The organism is Bacillus sp. V3-13, from assembly GCF_002860165.1.
Taxonomy (GTDB): domain Bacteria; phylum Bacillota; class Bacilli; order Bacillales; family Cytobacillaceae; genus Bacillus_BJ.
Map to the genome: position 1 here is coordinate 60833 of NZ_PGUZ01000013.1, position 19872 is coordinate 80704.

23 protein-coding genes are annotated in these 19872 nt (G+C 43.4%); 18 read left to right on the forward strand and 5 right to left on the reverse strand.

Features of this window, described 5'->3' with window-relative positions; all coding sequences use genetic code 11:
* Window positions 1–123: 123 nt before the first annotated feature.
* On the forward strand, window positions 124–750 hold the full coding sequence (locus CU633_RS05485) for a LysE family transporter (RefSeq protein WP_101658718.1): 627 nt from the start codon (window positions 124–126) through the stop codon (window positions 748–750).
* Between the two features lie 141 nt (window positions 751–891).
* Entirely contained in the window at window positions 892–1488 is a 597-nt protein-coding gene (gene cdaS, locus CU633_RS05490; protein ID WP_101658719.1) for a sporulation-specific diadenylate cyclase CdaS, read from the forward strand.
* A 45-nt stretch (window positions 1489–1533) separates the two neighbouring features.
* Here the strand turns inward: cdaS and CU633_RS22745 are convergent, their stop codons facing one another.
* The 3 genes from CU633_RS22745 to CU633_RS22755 form a co-directional block, all read right to left on the reverse strand.
* Entirely contained in the window at window positions 1534–1692 is a 159-nt protein-coding gene (locus CU633_RS22745; RefSeq protein WP_180954875.1) for a hypothetical protein, read from the reverse strand.
* 239 nt (window positions 1693–1931) lie between these two features.
* Entirely contained in the window at window positions 1932–2069 is a 138-nt protein-coding gene (locus CU633_RS22750; RefSeq protein WP_180954876.1) for a hypothetical protein, read from the reverse strand.
* Window positions 2070–2107: 38 nt separating this feature from the next.
* On the reverse strand, window positions 2108–2275 hold the full coding sequence (locus CU633_RS22755) for a hypothetical protein (protein WP_180954877.1): 168 nt from the start codon (window positions 2273–2275) through the stop codon (window positions 2108–2110).
* A gap of 187 nt (window positions 2276–2462) precedes the next feature.
* Between CU633_RS22755 and CU633_RS05495 the strand changes: the two genes are divergently transcribed.
* From CU633_RS05495 to nagE, 5 genes are all read left to right on the forward strand, one after another.
* Window positions 2463–2783: a MerR family transcriptional regulator gene (locus CU633_RS05495; protein ID WP_101658720.1), complete on the forward strand. Its 321-nt coding sequence runs from the start codon at window positions 2463–2465 to the stop codon at window positions 2781–2783.
* A gap of 490 nt (window positions 2784–3273) precedes the next feature.
* Window positions 3274–4989 (forward strand): serine hydrolase domain-containing protein, encoded by a 1716-nt coding sequence (locus tag CU633_RS05500; RefSeq protein WP_101658721.1) that lies wholly within the window; start codon window positions 3274–3276, stop codon window positions 4987–4989.
* A gap of 122 nt (window positions 4990–5111) precedes the next feature.
* On the forward strand, window positions 5112–7184 hold the full coding sequence (locus tag CU633_RS05505; RefSeq protein WP_101658769.1) for a glycoside hydrolase family 3 protein: 2073 nt from the start codon (window positions 5112–5114) through the stop codon (window positions 7182–7184).
* A 70-nt stretch (window positions 7185–7254) separates the two neighbouring features.
* Window positions 7255–8523, forward strand: a complete 1269-nt coding sequence (locus CU633_RS05510) for an exo-beta-N-acetylmuramidase NamZ family protein (RefSeq protein ID WP_101658722.1) — start codon at window positions 7255–7257, stop codon at window positions 8521–8523.
* Between the two features lie 217 nt (window positions 8524–8740).
* Window positions 8741–10117 carry an N-acetylglucosamine-specific PTS transporter subunit IIBC gene (nagE, locus tag CU633_RS05515; RefSeq protein WP_101658723.1) on the forward strand — a complete coding sequence of 459 codons (1377 nt, stop codon included), beginning with the start codon at window positions 8741–8743 and terminating at the stop codon, window positions 10115–10117.
* Window positions 10118–10164: 47 nt separating this feature from the next.
* Here the strand turns inward: nagE and CU633_RS05520 are convergent, their stop codons facing one another.
* Window positions 10165–10587 carry a DUF4395 domain-containing protein gene (locus tag CU633_RS05520; RefSeq protein ID WP_101658724.1) on the reverse strand — a complete coding sequence of 141 codons (423 nt, stop codon included), beginning with the start codon at window positions 10585–10587 and terminating at the stop codon, window positions 10165–10167.
* A gap of 209 nt (window positions 10588–10796) precedes the next feature.
* Between CU633_RS05520 and CU633_RS05525 the strand changes: the two genes are divergently transcribed.
* The 11 genes from CU633_RS05525 to CU633_RS05575 all read left to right on the forward strand — a co-directional run bounded on the left by CU633_RS05525 (window position 10797) and on the right by CU633_RS05575 (window position 18722).
* Window positions 10797–11552: a threonine/serine exporter family protein gene (locus tag CU633_RS05525; RefSeq protein ID WP_101658725.1), complete on the forward strand. Its 756-nt coding sequence runs from the start codon at window positions 10797–10799 to the stop codon at window positions 11550–11552.
* A 15-nt stretch (window positions 11553–11567) separates the two neighbouring features.
* Complete coding sequence (locus tag CU633_RS05530; RefSeq protein ID WP_101658726.1) at window positions 11568–12017, forward strand: threonine/serine exporter family protein; 450 nt, start codon at window positions 11568–11570, stop codon at window positions 12015–12017.
* 73 nt (window positions 12018–12090) lie between these two features.
* A complete protein-coding gene (locus CU633_RS05535) occupies window positions 12091–12711 on the forward strand; it encodes an NUDIX hydrolase (RefSeq protein ID WP_101658727.1) in 621 nt (206 codons plus the stop codon).
* Window positions 12712–12883: 172 nt separating this feature from the next.
* Window positions 12884–13150 carry a phage holin gene (locus tag CU633_RS05540; RefSeq protein WP_101658728.1) on the forward strand — a complete coding sequence of 89 codons (267 nt, stop codon included), beginning with the start codon at window positions 12884–12886 and terminating at the stop codon, window positions 13148–13150.
* A gap of 164 nt (window positions 13151–13314) precedes the next feature.
* Window positions 13315–14355: an ArsR/SmtB family transcription factor gene (locus CU633_RS05545; RefSeq protein ID WP_101658729.1), complete on the forward strand. Its 1041-nt coding sequence runs from the start codon at window positions 13315–13317 to the stop codon at window positions 14353–14355.
* Window positions 14349–15563: an MFS transporter gene (locus CU633_RS05550; protein ID WP_101658730.1), complete on the forward strand. Its 1215-nt coding sequence runs from the start codon at window positions 14349–14351 to the stop codon at window positions 15561–15563. Before CU633_RS05545 ends, CU633_RS05550 begins: the two co-directional genes overlap by 7 nt.
* A 101-nt stretch (window positions 15564–15664) precedes the next feature.
* The gene (locus CU633_RS05555; protein WP_101658731.1) at window positions 15665–16033 is read left to right on the forward strand and encodes a winged helix-turn-helix transcriptional regulator; all 369 of its coding nucleotides are present in this window, start codon (window positions 15665–15667) and stop codon (window positions 16031–16033) included.
* Window positions 16034–16157: 124 nt separating this feature from the next.
* A complete protein-coding gene (locus CU633_RS05560; RefSeq protein WP_101658732.1) occupies window positions 16158–17027 on the forward strand; it encodes a carbon-nitrogen hydrolase family protein in 870 nt (289 codons plus the stop codon).
* Between the two features lie 12 nt (window positions 17028–17039).
* Window positions 17040–17705, forward strand: a complete 666-nt coding sequence (locus tag CU633_RS05565) for a GNAT family N-acetyltransferase (RefSeq protein ID WP_101658733.1) — start codon at window positions 17040–17042, stop codon at window positions 17703–17705.
* Window positions 17706–17725: 20 nt separating this feature from the next.
* Entirely contained in the window at window positions 17726–18397 is a 672-nt protein-coding gene (locus CU633_RS05570) for a GNAT family acetyltransferase (protein ID WP_101658734.1), read from the forward strand.
* Entirely contained in the window at window positions 18360–18722 is a 363-nt protein-coding gene (locus CU633_RS05575) for a S4 domain-containing protein (RefSeq protein ID WP_257958522.1), read from the forward strand. The genes CU633_RS05570 and CU633_RS05575 overlap by 38 nt, the downstream gene beginning before the upstream one ends.
* A 92-nt stretch (window positions 18723–18814) precedes the next feature.
* Here the strand turns inward: CU633_RS05575 and CU633_RS05580 are convergent, their stop codons facing one another.
* A complete protein-coding gene (locus CU633_RS05580; RefSeq protein WP_101658735.1) occupies window positions 18815–19810 on the reverse strand; it encodes a DUF4003 family protein in 996 nt (331 codons plus the stop codon).
* Window positions 19811–19872 lie beyond the last annotated feature (62 nt).

A 19872-nucleotide genomic window follows, 5' to 3' on the forward strand; every position in this document is an offset into this window, starting at 1 on the left:
TCTAAACCTGTTTACAGGAAAAACGTTGTGAAAAGAATTTGAGCAAACTTTTTTCGGAAATTTGTTGTACGAGCCTGTTCCGCCGAATAAAAATGAAAGACAGGAAAAAAGGGGGATCGTTTGATGACAGTTTTCTTCAGTTATATACTGTTAGGGCTATCGCTTGCGGCACCAATCGGTCCGGTGAACGCAGCGCAATTAGATAGAGGAATAAAAAGTGGGTTTCTCCATGCATGGCTTGTTGGGGTTGGCGCGGTTGTTGCAGATGGAATATATATGCTGGCCGTCTATATCGGTGTTGTCCATTTCCTCGAGACACCTTTTATGAAAACATTTCTCTGGCTGTTTGGCTGCTTCGTCCTTATCTATACCGGTATCGAGAGCCTTGTCAATTCCGGAAAACCAATCGCAAATCGGGCAAGATCAAACGAGTCATACACAAAATCGTTCTTATCCGGTTTTTTAATGTCGATCTCAAACCCATTGACGATTTTATTTTGGCTTGGCATTTACGGTTCCGTACTGGCTAAAACCGCGGCCTCATACGGCCACAGCCAACTGATTATGTACAGTTCGGCGATCTTCATCGGCCTGTTGATATGGGATGTCACGATGGCAGCCGTCGCAAGCAGCATGAAAAGATACCTGGATCATCGAATTCTAATGGCAATTTCCGTCCTATCCGGATTATCGATGGTCGGCTTCGGGATTTATTTTGGCTGGCAGGCGTATAAGGTATTGACAGGTTAGAGATTACTTTTTAATCCTTGGAATCTATCGTTAACTTCACAGCAAACTTTTGAAATGCGCTTTTTTCGGATTCCTAGCGAGTTTAATTCTAATCAGGAAGGAAAATATAAGGGGTATTAGAAGATGAAAGGATGAGGGAAAATGGATGAAGAAGCGCTGCAATTCAGGATAAATGTGGCCCGGTATTTGAGTGAAATTCACAGCAGTGTGTCGGAAATTGAAAATTCGATTGACGAAATGGATTGTTGCATTCTTTCCAATTTTGAAAAATTAGCCTCGCTTGTGGCGGACGTGCAAACAATTTCTTCTTCATATTACTTAAAGGCATATTTAGAACCATATACGAATGAATTCTCTGATATATCACTGGCGGTGGATGCGCTTTCTGCTAAAAGGCATGGAGCGCTGATTATCGTTAAGCGCAACAATCCGATTGAAGCGTTAATAAACGGCGGAATCCAAATAAACGCGAAAGTCAGCCAGCAGCTGCTTGAAGCTATCTTTTATCCCGGCAATCCTCTTCATGATGGGGCAACGGTAATTCTGCAAGACCGTATTCTTTCAGCGGGTAACATTCTCCCACTATCAAATAAGCCATCAAAGAGAAAGATCGGGACGAGACATCGCGCCGCGATCGGGATCACTGAGCACACAGACGCACTCGCCCTCATTGTTTCTGAGGAAACGGGAAGGATTTCATTTGCTTACGACGGCGAATTATATGTCGTCAAAACATGAGGAAGGCATCAATTTCGTATAAAAATGTTTAGAGTCCGGAACAATTTAATTGTTGTTATTCAAATATTTATGAAGAAGATGGTCAATCCGTTTGGAAAGCTCAATAAATTTAGGACTGACCGGGCCTTCTATTTCCATCAATCGGGCTTGTCTAACCCTCAGTTTAAATAGTTTGCGAAACAACCGCTGTTTATTGGCATCCATGATTATCAACCTCTTTTGTATGAGACTGGCAAAAATAGAATGCCATAAATTCTTACTTTGGTGCAGTGACATTTACCATACCTTGTTTAAAAAATTTATCAGATTTTCAGCTTGCGTTTTTTCATTAAAAAGAACGGACGCATTGTCCGTTCTTTACAGATTCTCCGAACGAGAAAGCCCACGCAGGGCGTAGCCAGTCTTTAGACGTGGGGGTCTCAACTGAGTTCTGATTATGCCATTTAACTGTTTTGTGCCATTCGTAAAAGCTCAAATGCATGTTCCCCTGCTTTTTCCGATAAGCTTTCCCAATATTCATCCCGAAGCATATCAAGTTCAATAATTTTCTTCACAAGCTCAATAATTTCCTTCTGGTTCATATCCGACCATCCTCTTCTTTATTTTGACGCTGCTCCAGTCAGCCATTTTGTTTGTTGTTTATTTTGAGTTTTTTGCATGCCATTTTCAGCTCAGTAAATGTCCATTTTTGATATTCCTTATCGGAGTTTTTTAACATTTCTGAGTTCATCAGGATGCTAATAAATTCTTTCCGCTTCTTTTCAACCGCCTCACGTAAAATTGGCATTTAACAATACCCCCTTTACTTATGTTTTTCTTATTTTAAAAAATATTTTCATGTTCAACATCATTTGCGTTAGATAATCTAACCTTATTTTTAATTCTATGTTAGATTATCTTACATAAAGGTAAATTTTTTTATAGGAAAAATGTAAAATTATTATAAATGTTGCAGAAGAGGGTGTGAAAAGCGAATGGAGGATGAATCTTACAAAGAAAGAAAAGTTATCACCATTGGAGTTGTCAGTGAGTTGACAGGGCTCACTGAACGGCAAATCCGCTATTATGAGGACCGCAAGCTGATTTTTCCGGAAAGATCAGAGCGGGGAAATCGAAAATATTCATTCGCTGACGTGGAACGATTAATTGATATCGCCAATAAACGAGAAGATGGAGTTACCACGAAGGAGATCAAGCAGGAAATGGAAAACAAAAGCAGGAAAGAGGATCGAAAAATTAAAAAGCAGATGCTGCGCGGTCAGATCAACGCGAGATTCGGAGTTCAGAAAGAATGATGGAATCTTTACAAAATTGAACTTGAATCAAGAAAAAAGTTCAATAGAGAAATACACAAAGAAGGCTTGAACATTTCAGCCTTTTTTGTGTTGATTTCTGAAAATTCATAACCTATAATACTTACATCGTGTCCAGTATGCGAAAGTCTCTCCAAGCTAAATATGAAAATATTTAAAGGCAAAGCCGGAGTTATATTCCGGCCTTTTTATTTATAGGGAATGACGATAGGGGATATAAATGTTTTCTTTGCCAATGAGTTTTTGTTCATCCAAACCCTACTTTTATATGATTTAATTAATCACTTTAAAAAACAGGAAAAAATACCCGGGTAATAAGAGATATAAAAAACTGATTTTTCAGAAATTACGGGTCTAATGCGGTATAGACATCTATACATAAAACGGATTAATCTGAAATTAGATGTGCAAGCCTTTTCAATTCGAAATTTGGTTAAAAATAAGAAAGAGCGGAAGCTCAAAAGGAGGAAGCATGAAAAAGAAAACTTTCACCTTTGCGATAGCAGCTGTGATGAGCACTGCGATATTAATTCCTGCCAATAGTCCCGCTTTAGCCGGCCAGGAAAAAGGTCAATTTTTTAAAACGCACGAGCATGAAATTGAGAAAAAACCATTTAAACAAAAGAAGCATTCAAAGTTCGCCTGGGATCGTCCGGGAAGGTCATCACCTGTGTTGCTGCCCGGTTCTGCAAGAGCAGCCGGCATGGTCCAGGAACCTATTGACCAGATTGACGCAATCATCAACAAAAAGATTTCAGAACGGGCAATGCCTGGCGCCGTCGCATTTGTAGCAAGAAGGGGACATATCGTCAAGTACGAAGCATATGGATACGCGCTCCGTTATGCAGACGATAAATTTACGGAAGTCGACCAGCCGATTCAATTGAAGCCGGATACGATTTTTGACCTTGCCTCAATCAGCAAAATTTTTACGACAACCGCTGCTATGAAACTGTATGAACAAGGCCATTTCGAATTGGACGATCCAGTTGCAGACTATCTTCCCGAGTTCGCGCAAAATGGGAAGGAAACTGTTACGATCAGACAACTGATGACCCACACCTCCGGTTTTACAGCGTGGATTCCATTGTACACTCAAGGGAACAGCCGGGAAGACCGAATTAAAATCGTATTAACACATCCATTAAAAAATGCACCAGGGAGCACCTATACATACAGCGACTTGAACATGATCACACTTGGTGCCCTAGTTGAACGTTTATCCGGACAGCGTTTGGATGCATTCGTTAAGGAGCATATTACCGGACCGCTCGGAATGATGGACACGATGTACAACCCGCCAGCCAAGCTTAAACACAGAATTGCCGCAACTGAATATCAGGCTACACCGGCGCGCGGCCTTGTTTGGGGAGCGGTTCATGATGAGAATGCCTGGTCATTGGACGGGGTTGCCGGGCATGCCGGAGTATTCTCAACCGCCCGGGACCTTGGAGCATTCGCGCATATGTTTGTGAATGAAGGCAGCTATGGCAATAAACGAATTTTAAAGCCGGAAACCGTTCGTTTGCTTGCTGAAAACCAGATTCCACAATTTCCTGGCAATGACCATGGGCTTGGCTGGGAGATCGGCCAGGGCTGGTTTATGGACGCTTTATCTGAAGGAAGCACCCTTGGCCATACGGGCTATACGGGAACATCAATCGTGATTAACCAGAATAATGATACAATTGCAATCCTACTTACCAACCGGGTTCACCCGACAAGAAATACAGTTTCTACTAATGGAGCTAGAAGAGAGTTTGCAAGACAAGTAGCCGATGCAATTCCAGTAGATATTCGTGGAAAAGAGAAAGCCTGGTTTTCCGGATATGGGGATCGTTTGGAACGGACTTTAACCGCACGGGTTGATATTGAAAAAGCTGCGACTCTTTCTTTTAGCACGTGGTACCGGATTGAAACCGGGTTTGACTTCGGGTTTGTTGAAGTATCTGAAGACGGGGAAACGTGGACACCATTGCGGGAGCCAATCACAGGAAGCAGTGTTGACTGGCAGAAACTAAACCTTGAGCTTCCGGAAAATACGAATTTTGTCCGATTCCGTTACAAAACAGACAGTTCAACAAACGGCAGGGGCTGGTATATTGACAACGTTAAGGTTAAGGAAGCAGGACATAGAACAGTTAAGCCTGCATTTACTGGTACAGGGTGGCAGGAAAGAGATTATTAAAACCCGGCTTGGCAGTAATTTAAAGCCGTTTCTTCATTAGCATCATAAATAAAAAACGGAGGGGACCCGACTTGGTACAACCGCGGAACAATCGAATCATCACCTTTATCGTTTTAACGTTAATGCTTTCACAGCTATGGATCGGCATGCCTGCGAAAACAGCGGCAGCAAAAGAGAAAGGAACAGATCTGATTATTTTTGAAAATGTACCGGAAGCAGATGCTGGAATCGCCCACAACAGTGTTCAGCTCGAGGCGCTTCATGTTTATGAAGACGGTCATTTTATGACTGTTTCAGAAGGATTAACATGGAGATCTTTAAACAAAAAAGTTGCCACCGTCGATGAAAAAGGACTTGTCACATTAACAGGAAAAAAGGGACGGACTTTCATCATTGTCAGCGACGGAAATAAAGTGGACAGCATTGCCCTGGACTATAAAACAGTTCGAAAATCCCGTTCAGACAAGGAAGATGGAAAAAAAGACTCGCAGCCGGTACTAATCAAACAAAAAGGAAAAAAGTATGACGTGATCTCGCGTGCAATTCAAAAAATGACCCTTGAAGAAAAAGTCGGACAAATGCTTATGCCGGATTTCCGAACCTGGAAGGGCGCAAATGTAACAGAAATGCTTCCTGAAATTGAGCAGCTCGTGAAGCAATATCATTTAGGAGGAGTCATTTTATTCAGGGAAAATGTCGTTACAACCGAACAAACTGCGAAACTTGTTTCGGCATATGAGGAAGCTTCCGAGAAATATGGTCTGTTGATGACGATTGACCAGGAAGGAGGAATTGTTACAAGACTTCAATCCGGAACCGATATGCCTGGCAATATGGCACTCGGCGCGACGCGTTCACCTGAAATTGCCGGAAAAGTCGGCAAGGCAATCGGGGAAGAATTGGCGGCACTTGGCATTAACATGAACTTTGCCCCGGTTCTGGACATCAATAACAATCCTGACAACCCGGTAATTGGCGTTCGTTCGTTTGGCGAAAACCCTGAGCTCGTTGCTGAACTTGGAGTCGCGTATACAAAAGGACTCCAGGCAGCGGGTGTTGCCGCAACAGCCAAGCACTTTCCCGGACATGGAGACACCGCGGTAGACTCCCATCTCGGGCTTCCGGAGGTTCCGCATGATAAAGCCCGCCTCATGGAGGTAGAGCTCTATCCATTCCAAAAGGGAATGGAAGCGGGAATCGACGCAGTGATGACGGCGCATGTAACTTTCCCGAAAATTGACGACACAAAAGTGATATCTAAATTGACCGGAGAAGAGATCGCCCTGCCGGCAACACTGTCTTATAAAGTACTGACAGAATTAATGAGGGAAGAAATGGGCTATGAAGGGGTCATCACAACCGATGCAATGAACATGAAAGCGATCGCTGACCATTTTGGGCCTGTTGATGCAGCGATTCGTGCTGTCAAAGCCGGTACGGATATCGTCTTGATGCCGGTCGGTTTGGCAGAGGTTGCAAACGGCCTGTTGGACGCTGTTAAAAACGGAGAAATATCTGAAGAAAGAATTGAAGAATCGGTTAAACGCATCTTAAAGTTAAAAGTCAAGCGGGGGATCATTAAGGAAGAGAACCCTGCACCGCTCGAAGAAAAAGTTGCCAATGCCCTTGGAGTAGTTGGTTCAGCCGAGCATAAACAGGTCGAAAAAGAAGCGGCAGAACGTTCGATTACACTTTTAAAAAATGATCAAGCTTTACCTTTGAACACAAATAGCGGTGACCATGTTGTCGTTGTCGGAAGCACCTATATCACCGATCTTGGCAATGCGATAAAAGCTTATCATGATAATACAACGGTAATTGCCTTGTCTTCAGCCTATAAGCTTACTCCAGAGCAGCTTGAGCTTGTGAAAAATGCAAAAGCCGTTATTGTCGGAACCCATACGAGCAACGTGTCTGGAAGATCACCGGGAAGTGCACAAATGAAGATGGTCAATCAAGTAATTGACACAGCAACAGGCCCTGTGATCGGCCTTGGGATCCGCAATCCTTATGATGTGATGGCTTACCCTAATGTGGATGCCTATTTAGTCCAGTACGGCTTTCGCCCGGCCAGCTTCAAAGCGGCGGCAGCTGCCATTTTTGGAGAGTTCAGCCCGTCAGGAAAGCTCCCTGTTACGATCCCGGGAATTGACGGTGGCGTCCTTTATGGGTATGGACACGGTTTAACGTATTAATTTACTGCAGAGAGGCAGGAATAACTTAACTCTCCTGCCGTCTCTCACTAATCGAAACGGGGTGACGAAGATGAAAAAATGGATTGTAACGATTTTGACGGCGATTCTTGTACTGTCCTCACTGACTGGAGTAATGGCGGACGATGGTAAAGGGAAACGATATGGAAAAAGCAAAAAGGGAAAGAAGCTGGAAATTGGCATTGAAGTGCTTTTGGAGGACGAGAAAGAATTGATTGAAGGAAAAAGAGTCGGCCTGATTACAAATCCAACCGGAGTCGATTCCGATTTGACCAGTATTGTCGATTTGCTCCATAACGATCCGGACGTTGAACTGACCGCCCTGTATGGGCCTGAGCATGGTGTCCGCGGCAGCGCCCAGGCTGGTGAATATGTGGAATTTTATACAGATGAGAAAACTGGTCTCCCTGTGTATAGCCTGTACGGAAAAACAAGAAAGCCAACACCGGCAATGCTGGAGAACATTGATATGCTGTTATTTGATATTCAAGATGTAGGAACCCGATTCTACACTTACATTTATACAATGGCTTATGCGATGGAAGCCGCAAAAGAAAACGATATTCCATTTATCGTGCTTGACCGTCCGAATCCTCTTGGCGGGATAAAGGTTGAAGGACCGGTCCTTGATCCGAAATATGCATCATTTGTCGGCAATTACCCAATTCCGCTCCGGCACGGAATGACAGTGGGGGAACTGGCCAAATTGTTCAATGAAGAGTTCGGTATTGGCGCAGATTTGACGGTTGTTGAAATGAAGGGCTGGAAACGGTCAATGTATTATGAAGATACTGGTTTGCCGTTTGTTCTTCCATCCCCGAACATGCCAACAATTGAGACAACGCTCGTTTATCCAGGTGGAGCTCTGATCGAAGGCACAAATGTATCAGAGGGAAGAGGAACGACGAAACCGTTTGAATTGATCGGTGCCCCGTTTATTAATGCGGAGGTTTTGGCACATGAACTGAATTCCCTTAAGCTTGATGGAGTCACATTCAGGGCGGCATCGTTCACCCCGACTTTTTCAAAGCATGCCGGAGTCCTTTCGCACGGCATCCAAATCCATGTAACGGACCGGGATGAATTTAAGCCGGTAGAAACTGGCCTCCACATTGTCAAAACGATTCACGACCTGTATCCAGGCAAGTTCCAATTCCGGGCCGAGAACAGTGCCGGCATTTCCTTCTTTGACCAATTGACCGGAAACGGCTGGATTCGCGAAGGAATTGAAGAAGGAAGGCCGATCCGTGACATGAAAAAGCAATGGGAAGAGGGACTGGACAAATTTGTCGAAGTTCGTGAGCAGTACTTGTTGTATTAATCGAAAAAAGAACTTGGGCATGTTCATGCTCAAGTTCTTTCCCTGGTATATCTATTGCTCAATTAGTCTATTAATCCATGTTACTTCATATGAAAGCAATTTCTGAAAATTTTCAGGACATCTCAATAATATGGCGGAAAGTCTGTTCATATTTATAAATAAGCAGATTTTCGAGTTTAATCATAAAAAATAAAAAATAAGAAAAGGGGTGTTACAAATGTTGGGGTTTCTACAGCGTATTGGAAAATCGTTAATGCTTCCAATTGCCGTCATGCCTGCCGCTGCATTGCTTTTACGTTTAGGACAGCCGGACTTATTGGATATTAAGTTTATTTCCGCAGCAGGGGATGCCGTATTTGCCAATCTCGCCATTTTGTTTGCAATCGGGGTTGCGATTGGCTTTTCGAAGGATGGAAACGGTGCTGCAGCGCTTGCCGGTGCGGTCGGCTACTTTGTATTGACGAATGGTGCTCAAGCAGTTGAAAAAACGATTAATATGGGCGTATTGGGGGGGATTATATCAGGTATTGTGGCAGGGATGCTTTATAATAAATATCATGATATAAAACTGCCTGACTGGCTTGGCTTTTTCGGCGGACGCAGGTTTGTGCCGATCATCACTTCACTGGCCATGCTCATCCTTGCCTTTATTTTTGGATTTATTTGGCCTCCGATCCAGGAAGTCATCAACAACGTAGGTGAATGGCTTATTGGTGCAGGCGCGACCGGCGTCGGAATTTATGGGTTCTTAAATCGACTGTTAATTCCTGTCGGCCTCCATCACATCCTGAATACACTCGTTTGGTTTGAATTTGGCGAGTTTACGAATGCCGCCGGAGAGGTTGTTAAAGGCGACTTATACCGTTTCCTTGCCAAGGATCCGGCAGCCGGGATCTTTATGGCTGGATTCTTCCCGGTCATGATGTTCGGACTTCCTGGTGCGGCGCTGGCGATGATTGCTGCAGCAAAGCCGGAAAGAAGAAAAGCTTTGACGGGGGTTTTGCTCGGGCTTGCATTTACCTCCTTCTTAACGGGAATCACAGAACCAATTGAATTTTTATTTATGTTTTTATCACCAGCACTATATTTCATTCACGCGATATTGACTGGCCTTTCGATGTCGATTGCCTATCTTCTTGATATCCATCATGGCTTTGGTTTCTCTGCAGGAGCGATCGATTTTATCTTGAACTTTGGAATCGCCCGGAAACCTCTTGTCCTGGCAGGAATAGGATTAGTGTATACGGTTATATATTTTGTGATTTTCTACTTCTTAATCAAGAAACTGGATTTAAAAACGCCGGGACGGGAAGATGATGTCGAGGGTGAATTTGAAGAAAGCGGCGTTGGCCCAAGCAATTATTCAGAAGTAGCCGCAAGCTATCTTTCTGCCCTTGGCGGAAAGGAAAACCTCGCGGAAATTGACAACTGTGTCACGCGCCTGCGCCTGAAAGTAAAGGATATGAGCCTTGTCGATGAAGCTGAACTGAAAAGATCAGGTGCAAAAGGGGTTATCAAAATGGGGAAAACAGATCTCCAGGTGGTCGTTGGCACTGATGTAGAATTTGTCGCCAATGAAATGAGGAAAAAATAATGAAAACACGGAGCCTGCAAAGGTTCCGTGTTTTCATGTCTGACGAATTATTTTGCGGTTCTGTGCCGATATTGAAGCCATTGGTAGCGGATAAAGCAGCCGATGCAAAAGCCAAGCAGTGCGACAACGGAGGCAAGTGCGACCATGGCTGAAAAAATATGGCCGATGATGTTCCAACCCGCAGCGTATCCGATAAGCGCGCCTGTTAGACAAATAACGGCGATGATTTGGTTGAATTGCTGCTGGTCATATTCTTCAGGGATATACTGGGAGTAAGGTTTTTTTAAAAACGTGCTCCCGATTTTCATAATCGGATTTACACCAAATAGCAGCCCGCATAAACCGGCGATAAGCGGGATGGCAAGTAGCCAGATTTGCCCGGTTAGCCATGTTAACAGCACGCTCGCTGCAATGACCGATTGATTTAATCTGACGAGCGGACGGGGAATAGTCCGAACTTCTTGTGACATCATTATTCCAACCTTTCCTATATGATTAACTGAATTTTATCCCTTTTTAGTTAATTTGTGAAGAAAAAAGTCCGAGATAAGCATTAATCATTTTTCTGTTTTCTACAAGAATGAAATATATTAGAATCTGAATATAATTGCGTTATACTGGCAATAACACATTTTTGCGATTATGATAAACATGCATTGATAATCTATTGGAGATATTTATGAACAATAACCAGGAACGAACGATTGAAATAATTGAATTATGCCTGCTGGCAGGTAAAATTATGCTTCAGTGCGGAGCTGAAACATATCGGGTGGAAGATACGATGTCACGTATTGCCGCCTCTTTTGGTGTACACGGATCCCACAGTTATGTGACTCCAACTGTGATTATTTTTTCAGTTGACGGGACCGTACCAACTAAGCTGATCAGGATTTCCGAACGGACGACGGATTTAAGGAAAGTTACATTAGTGAACGGGATTTCGCGAAAGATCAGCGCTGGAGAGTTGACGCTTGAGGAGGCATTCGGCGAATTAAGAAAAATAGATATAGCAAATCTTGCTTTCCCGTTATGGCTGCAAATTCTCGCTGCCTCAATTTCGAGCGGTTGTTTTTTAATGATGTTCAGCGGAAGCGCAAGCGATTTTTTCCCAGCCATGCTCACTGGCGGGCTTGGTTTTATCGCTTTGATATATGTACATAAACTTGTAGAAATAAAATTCTTTGCCGAGTTTCTCGCATCTCTTGTCATCGGTTTGACTGCGTTGTTGCTGGTGAATGCCGGGGCCGGGCAGGAATTGGATAAAATCATTATCGGTTCGGTCATGCCATTGGTGCCGGGGTTGTTAATTACAAATGCAGTCAGAGATTTAATGGCCGGCCATCTTGTTTCCGGGCTGTCAAAAGGCGCTGAAGCTTTTTTGACTGCTTTTGCAATCGGGACCGGAATTGCGGTCGTTTTTTCATTTTTTTAAAAAGAGGTATCGATCATGATTGTACAAATAATAACAAGCTTTATCGCATCGGCCGCTTTTGGGATTATTTTTAACATTCCGGGAAAATCCTTACTGCAATGCGGCTTTGTTGGAATGGTTGGCTGGGTTGTTTACATATTGCTTGCCGAATCTTATTTTGATGTTGCCCTTGCAACGGTTATCGCTTCATTTGTCATCGGGGTGATCAGCCAGATTTTTGCAAGAACGTATAAAACGCCAATTATTATTTTTAGTGTTGCCGGAATTATTCCGTTAGTACCTGGTGGGCTTGCCTATGACGCGATGCGCAATTTCGTTGAAAATAACTACAACAGCGCCTTGCAGCTCGCCGCCAAAGCATTCATGATATCAGGCGCGATTGCAATAGGCCTGGTCATCTCAGAAGTAATCAACCAAATGATCCGAAAAAGTACAGCTCAACCTGTGCAAATAAAGAAGCAATAAGAGATCCTTCGGTTCGGGCCAATGGTACAGGTGTTATGATAGAAGATAGGAGCAGCGAAGCGGAGGTGAAAGAATGGAGCTTGAAAAGTTAGTAGGGATCCTGAAAGACCGGACTCCTGTCATTTTGGGCAGTGATCAATTTTTAAAATATGCGATTCTATTGCCTTTGATCCATAACGATGGCGAACTCCATGTGTTATTCGAGGTTCGGGCCCACACATTAAGGAGACAGCCGGGTGAGATTTGTTTTCCAGGCGGCAAAATCGATAAAGAAGACCGGGATGAACAACATTCCGCGCTCAGGGAAACTTCAGAAGAACTCGGGATTTCAGAAAGCAGCATTACAAATGTATTCCCGCTCGATTACATGGTTTCCGCTTTTGGAACGATCATTTATCCGTACGTTGGTGTAATTGAAGATTATCAGGCAATCAAGCCAAACTCCTCTGAAGTGGCAGAAATATTCACCGTACCTTTAAGCTTTTTCAAAAAGACAAACCCGGAAAAATACAAAATCAATTTTCAAGTCCAGCCGGAAGAAAATTTTCCGTTTGATTCGATCCAAGGCGGTGAAAATTATAATTGGCAAACAAGGCAGCTGGAAGAGTACTTTTACCGTTATGAAGGCAAGGTTATTTGGGGGCTTACTGCAAGAGTGCTATCGCACTTTTTGGAGATCATCAGTGAAAATTAATCTCTTGCATAACTTTGGAGTGAAAACCGTCCAGTTCAGGGCGGTTTTTTTATAGTTGAAAAATCAGCGTAAAATTAGGTGGATGATTTAGCGGAATAACGAGGATTCTAAGACAACCCTTCCTGCAGACGAGCATATGTTAAAGAAAGAAGCCAAGGAGGAGGGGTTAGACATGATTAACTGGAGAGTCCGATTCAAGAACTGGCGCTGGGTTGCGGCGTTTTTATCCCAGCTGCTGATCGTTGTGCAAATGCTGCTCGTTGGTTTAAATTCATTGGGACTGACCGATTTTCAGCTCACCGAAGAAATTGCCGAGGGGGTACTGACCTTTGCCAATGCAATATTTATTCTTCTGTCCATGCTTGGAATAGTCCAGGACCCGACGACGAAAGGTTATGGAGACAGTGAACGTGCAAAAAAATATACCGATCCCAACTAAAATATAGAATTAACGGAAAACCTTCGGCTCTCTTCGGAGGTTTTTTTGTTTGAAATTAAAAAAAGAAAACCAGTTCACTTTATTCAATATTTTTAGAATTAATCATTCTAAAAATATTGAATATTAAATTCGAAAGTAATAGAATAAAAAAGGAGGCGATACATATGAACCTAATTGACATGTCTTTTAAACCAGTCCGTTTTGAAGTTGAATGCAAGTACTCGATATTGTTTGAATGTGCTTTAGGAATTGCAGCTTCTACCTATCCAAGGCTTCACGGCCATTTAGAAAGGCCAAAAATTTACTGGGACACTCTTCACCAATCACTTTCAAAAGAACTTCAGGAAGAGCTTCTCTTTTGCCAAAAAAATAATACATGGAAAATCCTGCTTCAATTGCTTCATGAAAGGGACTTTCAATCACTGGATGAGCTTCTTCAATACATCGAAGAACTACCGGACGAACAGTTAAAATACGTCTCTTTTCCATATTTGGATTTATCCCAGCAGCAAAACCGCAAGCTTGGAGCAAAAGGGGATGAAAGGGCGGTCAAGGAAATGATAGCAGCCTGTCAGGGCCATGCATTTTTCCCGGGTTTAATAGAGTTTGTGTTTAGAGAGAATCCTGCTGCTTTAAGGAAGCACCTAATCACACTCATGGAAAAATGGAATCATGAAGTTACCGGCAAGGATGAAGGCACTTTGGACATATTAAAAAGGGATGCAGAAGCCAAGTCACGCATGATGGGAAAACTATCAAGTTCCCAGATGGTCCAACGGGCAGCAGGGGTGGAATATGAGGCAGAAACAAATATAACCAAGGTTGTACTTATCCCACATTATATTTATCGTCCATGGACGATTGAAGCGAACCTTGAAGGTACAAAAGTATTCTATTATCCTGTCAGCGATGAGAGTTTATCGGACGGCTTCTACAAACATCTACCTCCAGCAGCGTTAGTAAATTTTTATAAAGCACTGGGAGATGAGAAGAGGCTGCGGATCTTAAAACTTTTATATGAAAAAGAACGGACATTGAAAGAGTTAACCGAATTGCTTGAGCTTGGAAAGACGACGGTACACCATCATTTGGTTCTGCTGCGTTCTGCCCAGATTGTAAAAGTGAACAACAATGGAAGCTACTCTTTGAACGAGTTCCCGCTGAATATGAGAGAACAACTTCTGAAGGAATATTTGCAATGCTAAGTGATCGATCAGTATTTCATGCTTACTTGGCTGGAAGAGCGTCATCCACTTTTGCAAGTACGTTTGGGACGTTTCTTATTTCCTGGATTTTTTATGATTTAACAGGATCAAAGACTGCAATGGGAAGCTTGTTTTTACTCAGTATTCTGGCACAAATAGCAGTCCAATTCATCGTTGGTCCGTACATTGACCGCTGGTCGCGAACATTTGTCATGAAGCTGTCAGAAATCATCAGACTCATCACATTTGTGATGCTCCTGGTATGTTTGTTGCTCGGGTTGATGAATCCTGCCTTTTTGTATATCGCGGCCTTTTTCACTTCAATTGTGATATACGACGCAGCAGCAGACGCTATTATTCCGAAACTCGTACATAAAAATGAGCTGGTGCAAGCAAATGCAAAGGTTTCAGGGATTACCCAGTTGATTAGATTAATTGCCTTACCTGCCGGCGGATTTTTGCTCGCCAATTTCGGGCAAATGATCGCTGTTGCAATTGTGCTGTCGTTCTATCTTTTTTCGATCCTGCTTCTTCCATTGTTAAAAGAGAACAATGAAAGCCCGCTTAGTAAAGCGTCATGGTTGAAACAATTCAAGGCAGGCCTCGAGATATATAAACAGCATAAAATCCTTCTTGTTCTTGGAAGCTTTATTGCCACGACAAGTTTCGGTGTCTTTGCAGCCCAGGCGATGTATATTCCATATGTGACGGAAATATTGGGGGGAACATCTTTTGGATATGGTTTTTTCGCCGCGTCATTTCCACTCGGTTATATCATCGGTTCATACATGGCAGGAAAGTTGGGGGTACCCGAAAAATACCTATATTTTGTCATGATAAGTGCACTGTTTGTCGGTGGGAGCACATACATATTTTTAGGACTGACCGACACTTTGTGGCTTGCGATCCTTATCGAAATGGTTGCCGGAATTGTGATGCCGTTCTGGAATGTTTATAGCACGACAATCTACCAGCGTCTCGTGCCGGATCAAATATTGGGCCAAGTACTTTCCGTCCGTTTTTTGCTCACGAAAGCGGCAACGCCGATTGGAATACTGTACGGAACCTTTTCTGCAGCGATGTTCAACCTGCCATTTTTATTTTTGTCTGTCGGGCTCATCATCTGCGCGGTGACAGGAGCAGGATTTTTTCTGATCTATCGTTCTTCGAGAGCGAACCATAATACAGTCCTTACTATTAAAAAATAGCATTCTTATAAATGTCAGATTCACATCTCGAAAGTTATCAATTAAACGTCTCGATCAGATCGGGTATAATAAAAATACCAATACAAAGAAGAGGTAAGCGAATGGCAGATACGTTACGAAAAGAAATCAAAGAGAAAATTGAAAACGGAGAATTTAATTGTGAAAAGGAGTTAACATTGTCTGTAATCAGCGGGAAGTGGAAAATCGTCATTCTCTGGTATTTAGGGAAAGAAGGTCCACACCGGTTTGGTGAACTGCAGAAGCTTTTTCCAAAAATCACGCAAAAAATGCTGTCGAGCCAGCTCAAGGAATTGATCGAAGATGGTATCGTTCTGCGCACAGCCTACCCGGAGGTTCCCCCTCGGGTCGAGTATTCATTGACGGAGCTCGGTCAAACGCTGATGCCAATTATCGAGATGATGTATGAGTGGGGAAAAAAGCGGATAGAGGATCTTCAACAAAGCCTCTAAAAACCAGCAACGATCCAATAGTACCCTAAAAGTAATCTACTTACAAAAAAGTTCGTTCTTGTCATGTTTATAAATATCCATGATAATCAAGCAAGAAAGATAACGTTTTGTAAGGGGTGGTACAATGAAAATTCGTGTTTCAGCAGTGCAGTACCATTTGCACACAATCCAATCATTTGAACAATTCGCGAAGCAATGCGAGCATTATATAAAAACAGCCCAGGAGTACGGTTCCGAGTTTGTTCTGTTTCCAGAATTTTTTACAACCCAGCTGCTGTCAATCGGCAGTGAGCAGGGAACGAATTTGACAATCAATGAACTGCCCGGCTTTACGGAGCAATACCGTGAGCTTTTTGCCGGCTTTGCAAAAGACACCGGCATGCATATTATCGGGGGAACCCATGTCATAAACAGGGACGGAAAGTTGTACAATGTCGCCCACCTTTTTTATCCGGATGGAAGAATTGAAGAGCAGGCGAAGCTCCACATCACGCCAACTGAGGTGCATGAATGGAATATGACGGCCGGTGATGGACTGGCTGTTTTCGATACCGAAAAAGGAAGAATTGCGATTCTGACATGCTATGATATTGAGTTTCCGGAGATCGTCAGAATGGCGAAGGCAAAAGGAGCCGATGTGATCTTTTGTCCGTCCTGCACCGATGATCGCCACGGCTTTCACCGCGTCCGCTATACAAGCCATGCGAGAGCGATCGAAAACCAGGTGTATGTCGTTTTGACCGGTACAGTCGGGGCGTTACCGACTGTTGATTTTATGCGCGCAAACTTTGGCCAGGCAGCAGTGATTACGCCAAATGATATTCCTTTTCCGCCGCAAGGCCTTCTCGCCCAAGGTGAATTGAATAACGATATGATCGTCACTGCTGACCTTGATTTAAGCCTTCTGTACGAGGTTCGCGAAAAAGGTTCGGTTACGACTTGGCGGGACCGCCGCGTCGATTTGTATCCGGACTGGGAAAAAACCAATATTTGAAGGGTGAGTGAATTGCGATACCAAAGCGAGTTTTTTGTATATGATCAGGAAAAGCCTGTTCCAGTCGTGATTCGCAACTATAGCAACAACGATTTTGATGAATTAATCCAGATCCAATCCGAATGCTTTCCGCCGCCATTTCCTTCCGAGTTATGGTGGAATAAGGAGCAGCTCAACAACCATGTCAAACTGTTTCCCGAGGGGGCGCTTTGTGTTGAAGTGAATGGTGAACTGGCCGGCTCTCTGACCGGCTTATGTATAGATTTTGACCCGGATCATCCTGTCCATACATGGGAAGAAGTAACGGATAATGGCTATATCCGCAATCACAATCCGCAGGGCAATACTCTTTATATTGTCGATATAAGCGTACGTCCCAAATATCGCAAGCTCGGCCTCGGCAAGCTGATGATGCAGGCAATGTACCATGTTGTGATCGAACTCGGCCTCAAACGTCTCCTCGGTGGCGGCAGGATGCCGGGGTATAAGCAAAAATCAGCTGAAATGAGTGCCGAGCAATATGTCGAGGCTGTCACTGCCGGCGACATAAAGGATCCGGTCATTTCGTTCCTGCTCAGATGCGGCAGGGTGCCAGTTGCCGTTGTCGAAAAATATTTGGATGACGAGGATTCATGCAATTACGGGACGTTAATGGAATGGAAAAATCCGTTTAAATAATCTGAGGGAGCGCTGCGCAGATGAAATACTTGAGAATTACCAGCATTGAAGATCCGTTATTTCGCAAAATGCACAACTTAATGCAGGAAGTTTTTCCGCCGGAAGAAGTTCTTGAATATGACCTATGGAAGGAGCCGCTTGAAGACCCGGGCATTCGCGTATTTGTCGCGGTTCATGGCGATGATGTCGTAGGTGCAACCGAATATCGTTACTATCCCGACTGGAATATCGCGATGACCGACTTCACGATCATCGGACGCCCTGGCTTGAGCATTGGCCGTTTCCTTGCGCAAAACCGCCAGAATGACTTGAACGAGCTGGCGAAAAGCAACGGGAAAGAACTATTCGGAATGTTTGCCGAAATTTATGACCCATACCAGGCGGGAGATCATGAGTTTGGCGGAGTACAAGCAATGAATCCGTTCGTACGCCGTGAGGTTTTGTCCCATCTCGGCTATAAGCGTCTTGATTTCACTTACGTGCATCCTTCATGGAAAAACGACGGCGAGGCGGTTACCGGCCTTGACCTATGTTTTATGCCTGTCGATGAAAACTTAAGTGAAATACCAGCACAGCTCGTTGTCGATTTTTTAAAAAATTACTATGCTGTTCTGCCAAACAAGCCGACCGAATGGCTGAACATGGTTGAGCAGCTTGAAAAACAGGAGTCCGTATCACTTCTGCCATTATAAACCGAAACCCTGTCAGCTTTTTTCACAATGGTCAATTTTTTCTTGCCATCTTCTATCAACTCAGCAAGGACTTATTTCCGATGATATCCCAAAGGTCGTTTGGGATACTGCAGAGCCGGAGTCAATCATTGATATCATCGTAAAACTGAATTTGCTGCCTTCAAAGGGAGAAGCGCGCAAAATGATTCAAAATGGTGGAATAAGGGTGAATGGCGAAAAAATGAATGATATTCATTCCCGGATAGCGGTACAAGGTGAAACAATCATCCAGGTTGGCAAACGGAAATTTGTAAAATTGCTTGGAAACAATCAGGGGGTGAATTGACTCATTATTTAAAAAGTTATTGATCAAAAATGCTTTAAATACATCCAAAAAAAGGTTGCTCTCGCTGGAAGCAACCTTTTCGGATTGCAGGATCAAGCGTCGCCGCTGCCGGTTATCGCTACTGAAGCGCCGACAATCGCTGCGTACATGGCCGCTTGCTGCGCCTGGATCAATGCTTCCATTGTTGTATAAAGGCCGGTATTTAATAAACTCGAATTCTCAATTTTTTCACTCATGACAAAATTAACGGCCATCGTCAGATTCATATCTTTATGCCATTTGAAGTGTTTATTGGCGTTAAGCTCGTTTGTGATCTGTTTAATTAGAGTAAGATCATTGCTGCTATTTTCAACAAAGGAAAGCAAACCAATTGCAGGATAATGCATCGGCTTCAGCTTAATGCCCCATTTTTGAAATGAATCCAGCAAGGTAAAGCAGCGCTGTATTAACAGTTCGCTGTCTTTTTCATCATTAAGTGAGAGAATATGGCTTAAAAACTGGAGATCATTCCCTTTCTTGAAGCCGCCGGCAGCCAGGTTCGTATAATAGATGTCAATCGCGTCCATAAGTTCATCAATGGAACCGTCCACATCCGCAAGCAGGACTGCGAGGGGATAGTCACTGTTTGTTGTCAGGAAAAGATGCTTTGAGCGCATTCCTTTATAAATCGCCAGAGACTTTACGATTTTTTCCTGATAGCTGTCACCCTTCACGTCATTTTCCAGCATCGGCAATGCGGCAATATAGGTAAAGGCGCCTCTGCTGAAGCCGCTTCTCACCATCTGTTCATATAATTTAAGATACTCATCGAATTTTTCCTCTGGTTGTTCATAGCGGACAGCAAATGCCGCTGCAATCGTATAACGCTGTGACGATTTAAGTGTTGAAAAGACTCCGACTCTATCCTTTATATAATTGCTTAAATCAATAAACCTCCTAAGATCGAACGATTGGCCGTTAAGGATATACATGGATGAAACCATCATGAGCGTACGATTATCAGACACTTTCCATTTTAGGTGGTCCTTTAATTCAGAATAGATACTTGAATATAAGTCCAGCTTACGCCGTAATGATGTGGACAGCATATGATCACTTCCTTTAAGAAATGTTATATTGTTATACGGAAAAGAAGCTGGAAAGTTTCAAT

Excerpts from the sequence above, each read along its gene's own strand:
- CU633_RS05510 (WP_101658722.1), top strand. The coding sequence starts at position 7,255 with ATGAAAAAATGGATTGTAACGATTTTGACGGCGATTCTTGTACTGTCC.
- CU633_RS05550 (WP_101658730.1), top strand. The coding sequence starts at position 14,349 with ATGCTAAGTGATCGATCAGTATTTCATGCTTACTTGGCTGGAAGAGCG.
- CU633_RS22750 (WP_180954876.1), bottom strand. The coding sequence starts at position 2,069 with ATGAACCAGAAGGAAATTATTGAGCTTGTGAAGAAAATTATTGAACTT.
- CU633_RS05505 (WP_101658769.1), top strand. The coding sequence starts at position 5,112 with ATGCTTTCACAGCTATGGATCGGCATGCCTGCGAAAACAGCGGCAGCA.
- CU633_RS05540 (WP_101658728.1), top strand. The coding sequence starts at position 12,884 with ATGATTAACTGGAGAGTCCGATTCAAGAACTGGCGCTGGGTTGCGGCG.
- CU633_RS05545 (WP_101658729.1), top strand. The coding sequence starts at position 13,315 with ATGAACCTAATTGACATGTCTTTTAAACCAGTCCGTTTTGAAGTTGAA.
- CU633_RS05570 (WP_101658734.1), top strand. The coding sequence starts at position 17,726 with ATGAAATACTTGAGAATTACCAGCATTGAAGATCCGTTATTTCGCAAA.
- CU633_RS22745 (WP_180954875.1), bottom strand. The coding sequence starts at position 1,692 with ATGGATGCCAATAAACAGCGGTTGTTTCGCAAACTATTTAAACTGAGG.
- cdaS (WP_101658719.1), top strand. The coding sequence starts at position 892 with ATGGATGAAGAAGCGCTGCAATTCAGGATAAATGTGGCCCGGTATTTG.
- CU633_RS05485 (WP_101658718.1), top strand. The coding sequence starts at position 124 with ATGACAGTTTTCTTCAGTTATATACTGTTAGGGCTATCGCTTGCGGCA.
- CU633_RS05580 (WP_101658735.1), bottom strand. The coding sequence starts at position 19,810 with ATGCTGTCCACATCATTACGGCGTAAGCTGGACTTATATTCAAGTATC.
- CU633_RS05520 (WP_101658724.1), bottom strand. The coding sequence starts at position 10,587 with ATGTCACAAGAAGTTCGGACTATTCCCCGTCCGCTCGTCAGATTAAAT.
- CU633_RS05530 (WP_101658726.1), top strand. The coding sequence starts at position 11,568 with ATGATTGTACAAATAATAACAAGCTTTATCGCATCGGCCGCTTTTGGG.
- CU633_RS05535 (WP_101658727.1), top strand. The coding sequence starts at position 12,091 with ATGGAGCTTGAAAAGTTAGTAGGGATCCTGAAAGACCGGACTCCTGTC.
- CU633_RS05555 (WP_101658731.1), top strand. The coding sequence starts at position 15,665 with ATGGCAGATACGTTACGAAAAGAAATCAAAGAGAAAATTGAAAACGGA.
- nagE (WP_101658723.1), top strand. The coding sequence starts at position 8,741 with ATGTTGGGGTTTCTACAGCGTATTGGAAAATCGTTAATGCTTCCAATT.
- CU633_RS22755 (WP_180954877.1), bottom strand. The coding sequence starts at position 2,275 with ATGCCAATTTTACGTGAGGCGGTTGAAAAGAAGCGGAAAGAATTTATT.
- CU633_RS05495 (WP_101658720.1), top strand. The coding sequence starts at position 2,463 with ATGGAGGATGAATCTTACAAAGAAAGAAAAGTTATCACCATTGGAGTT.
- CU633_RS05525 (WP_101658725.1), top strand. The coding sequence starts at position 10,797 with ATGAACAATAACCAGGAACGAACGATTGAAATAATTGAATTATGCCTG.
- CU633_RS05560 (WP_101658732.1), top strand. The coding sequence starts at position 16,158 with ATGAAAATTCGTGTTTCAGCAGTGCAGTACCATTTGCACACAATCCAA.
- CU633_RS05500 (WP_101658721.1), top strand. The coding sequence starts at position 3,274 with ATGAAAAAGAAAACTTTCACCTTTGCGATAGCAGCTGTGATGAGCACT.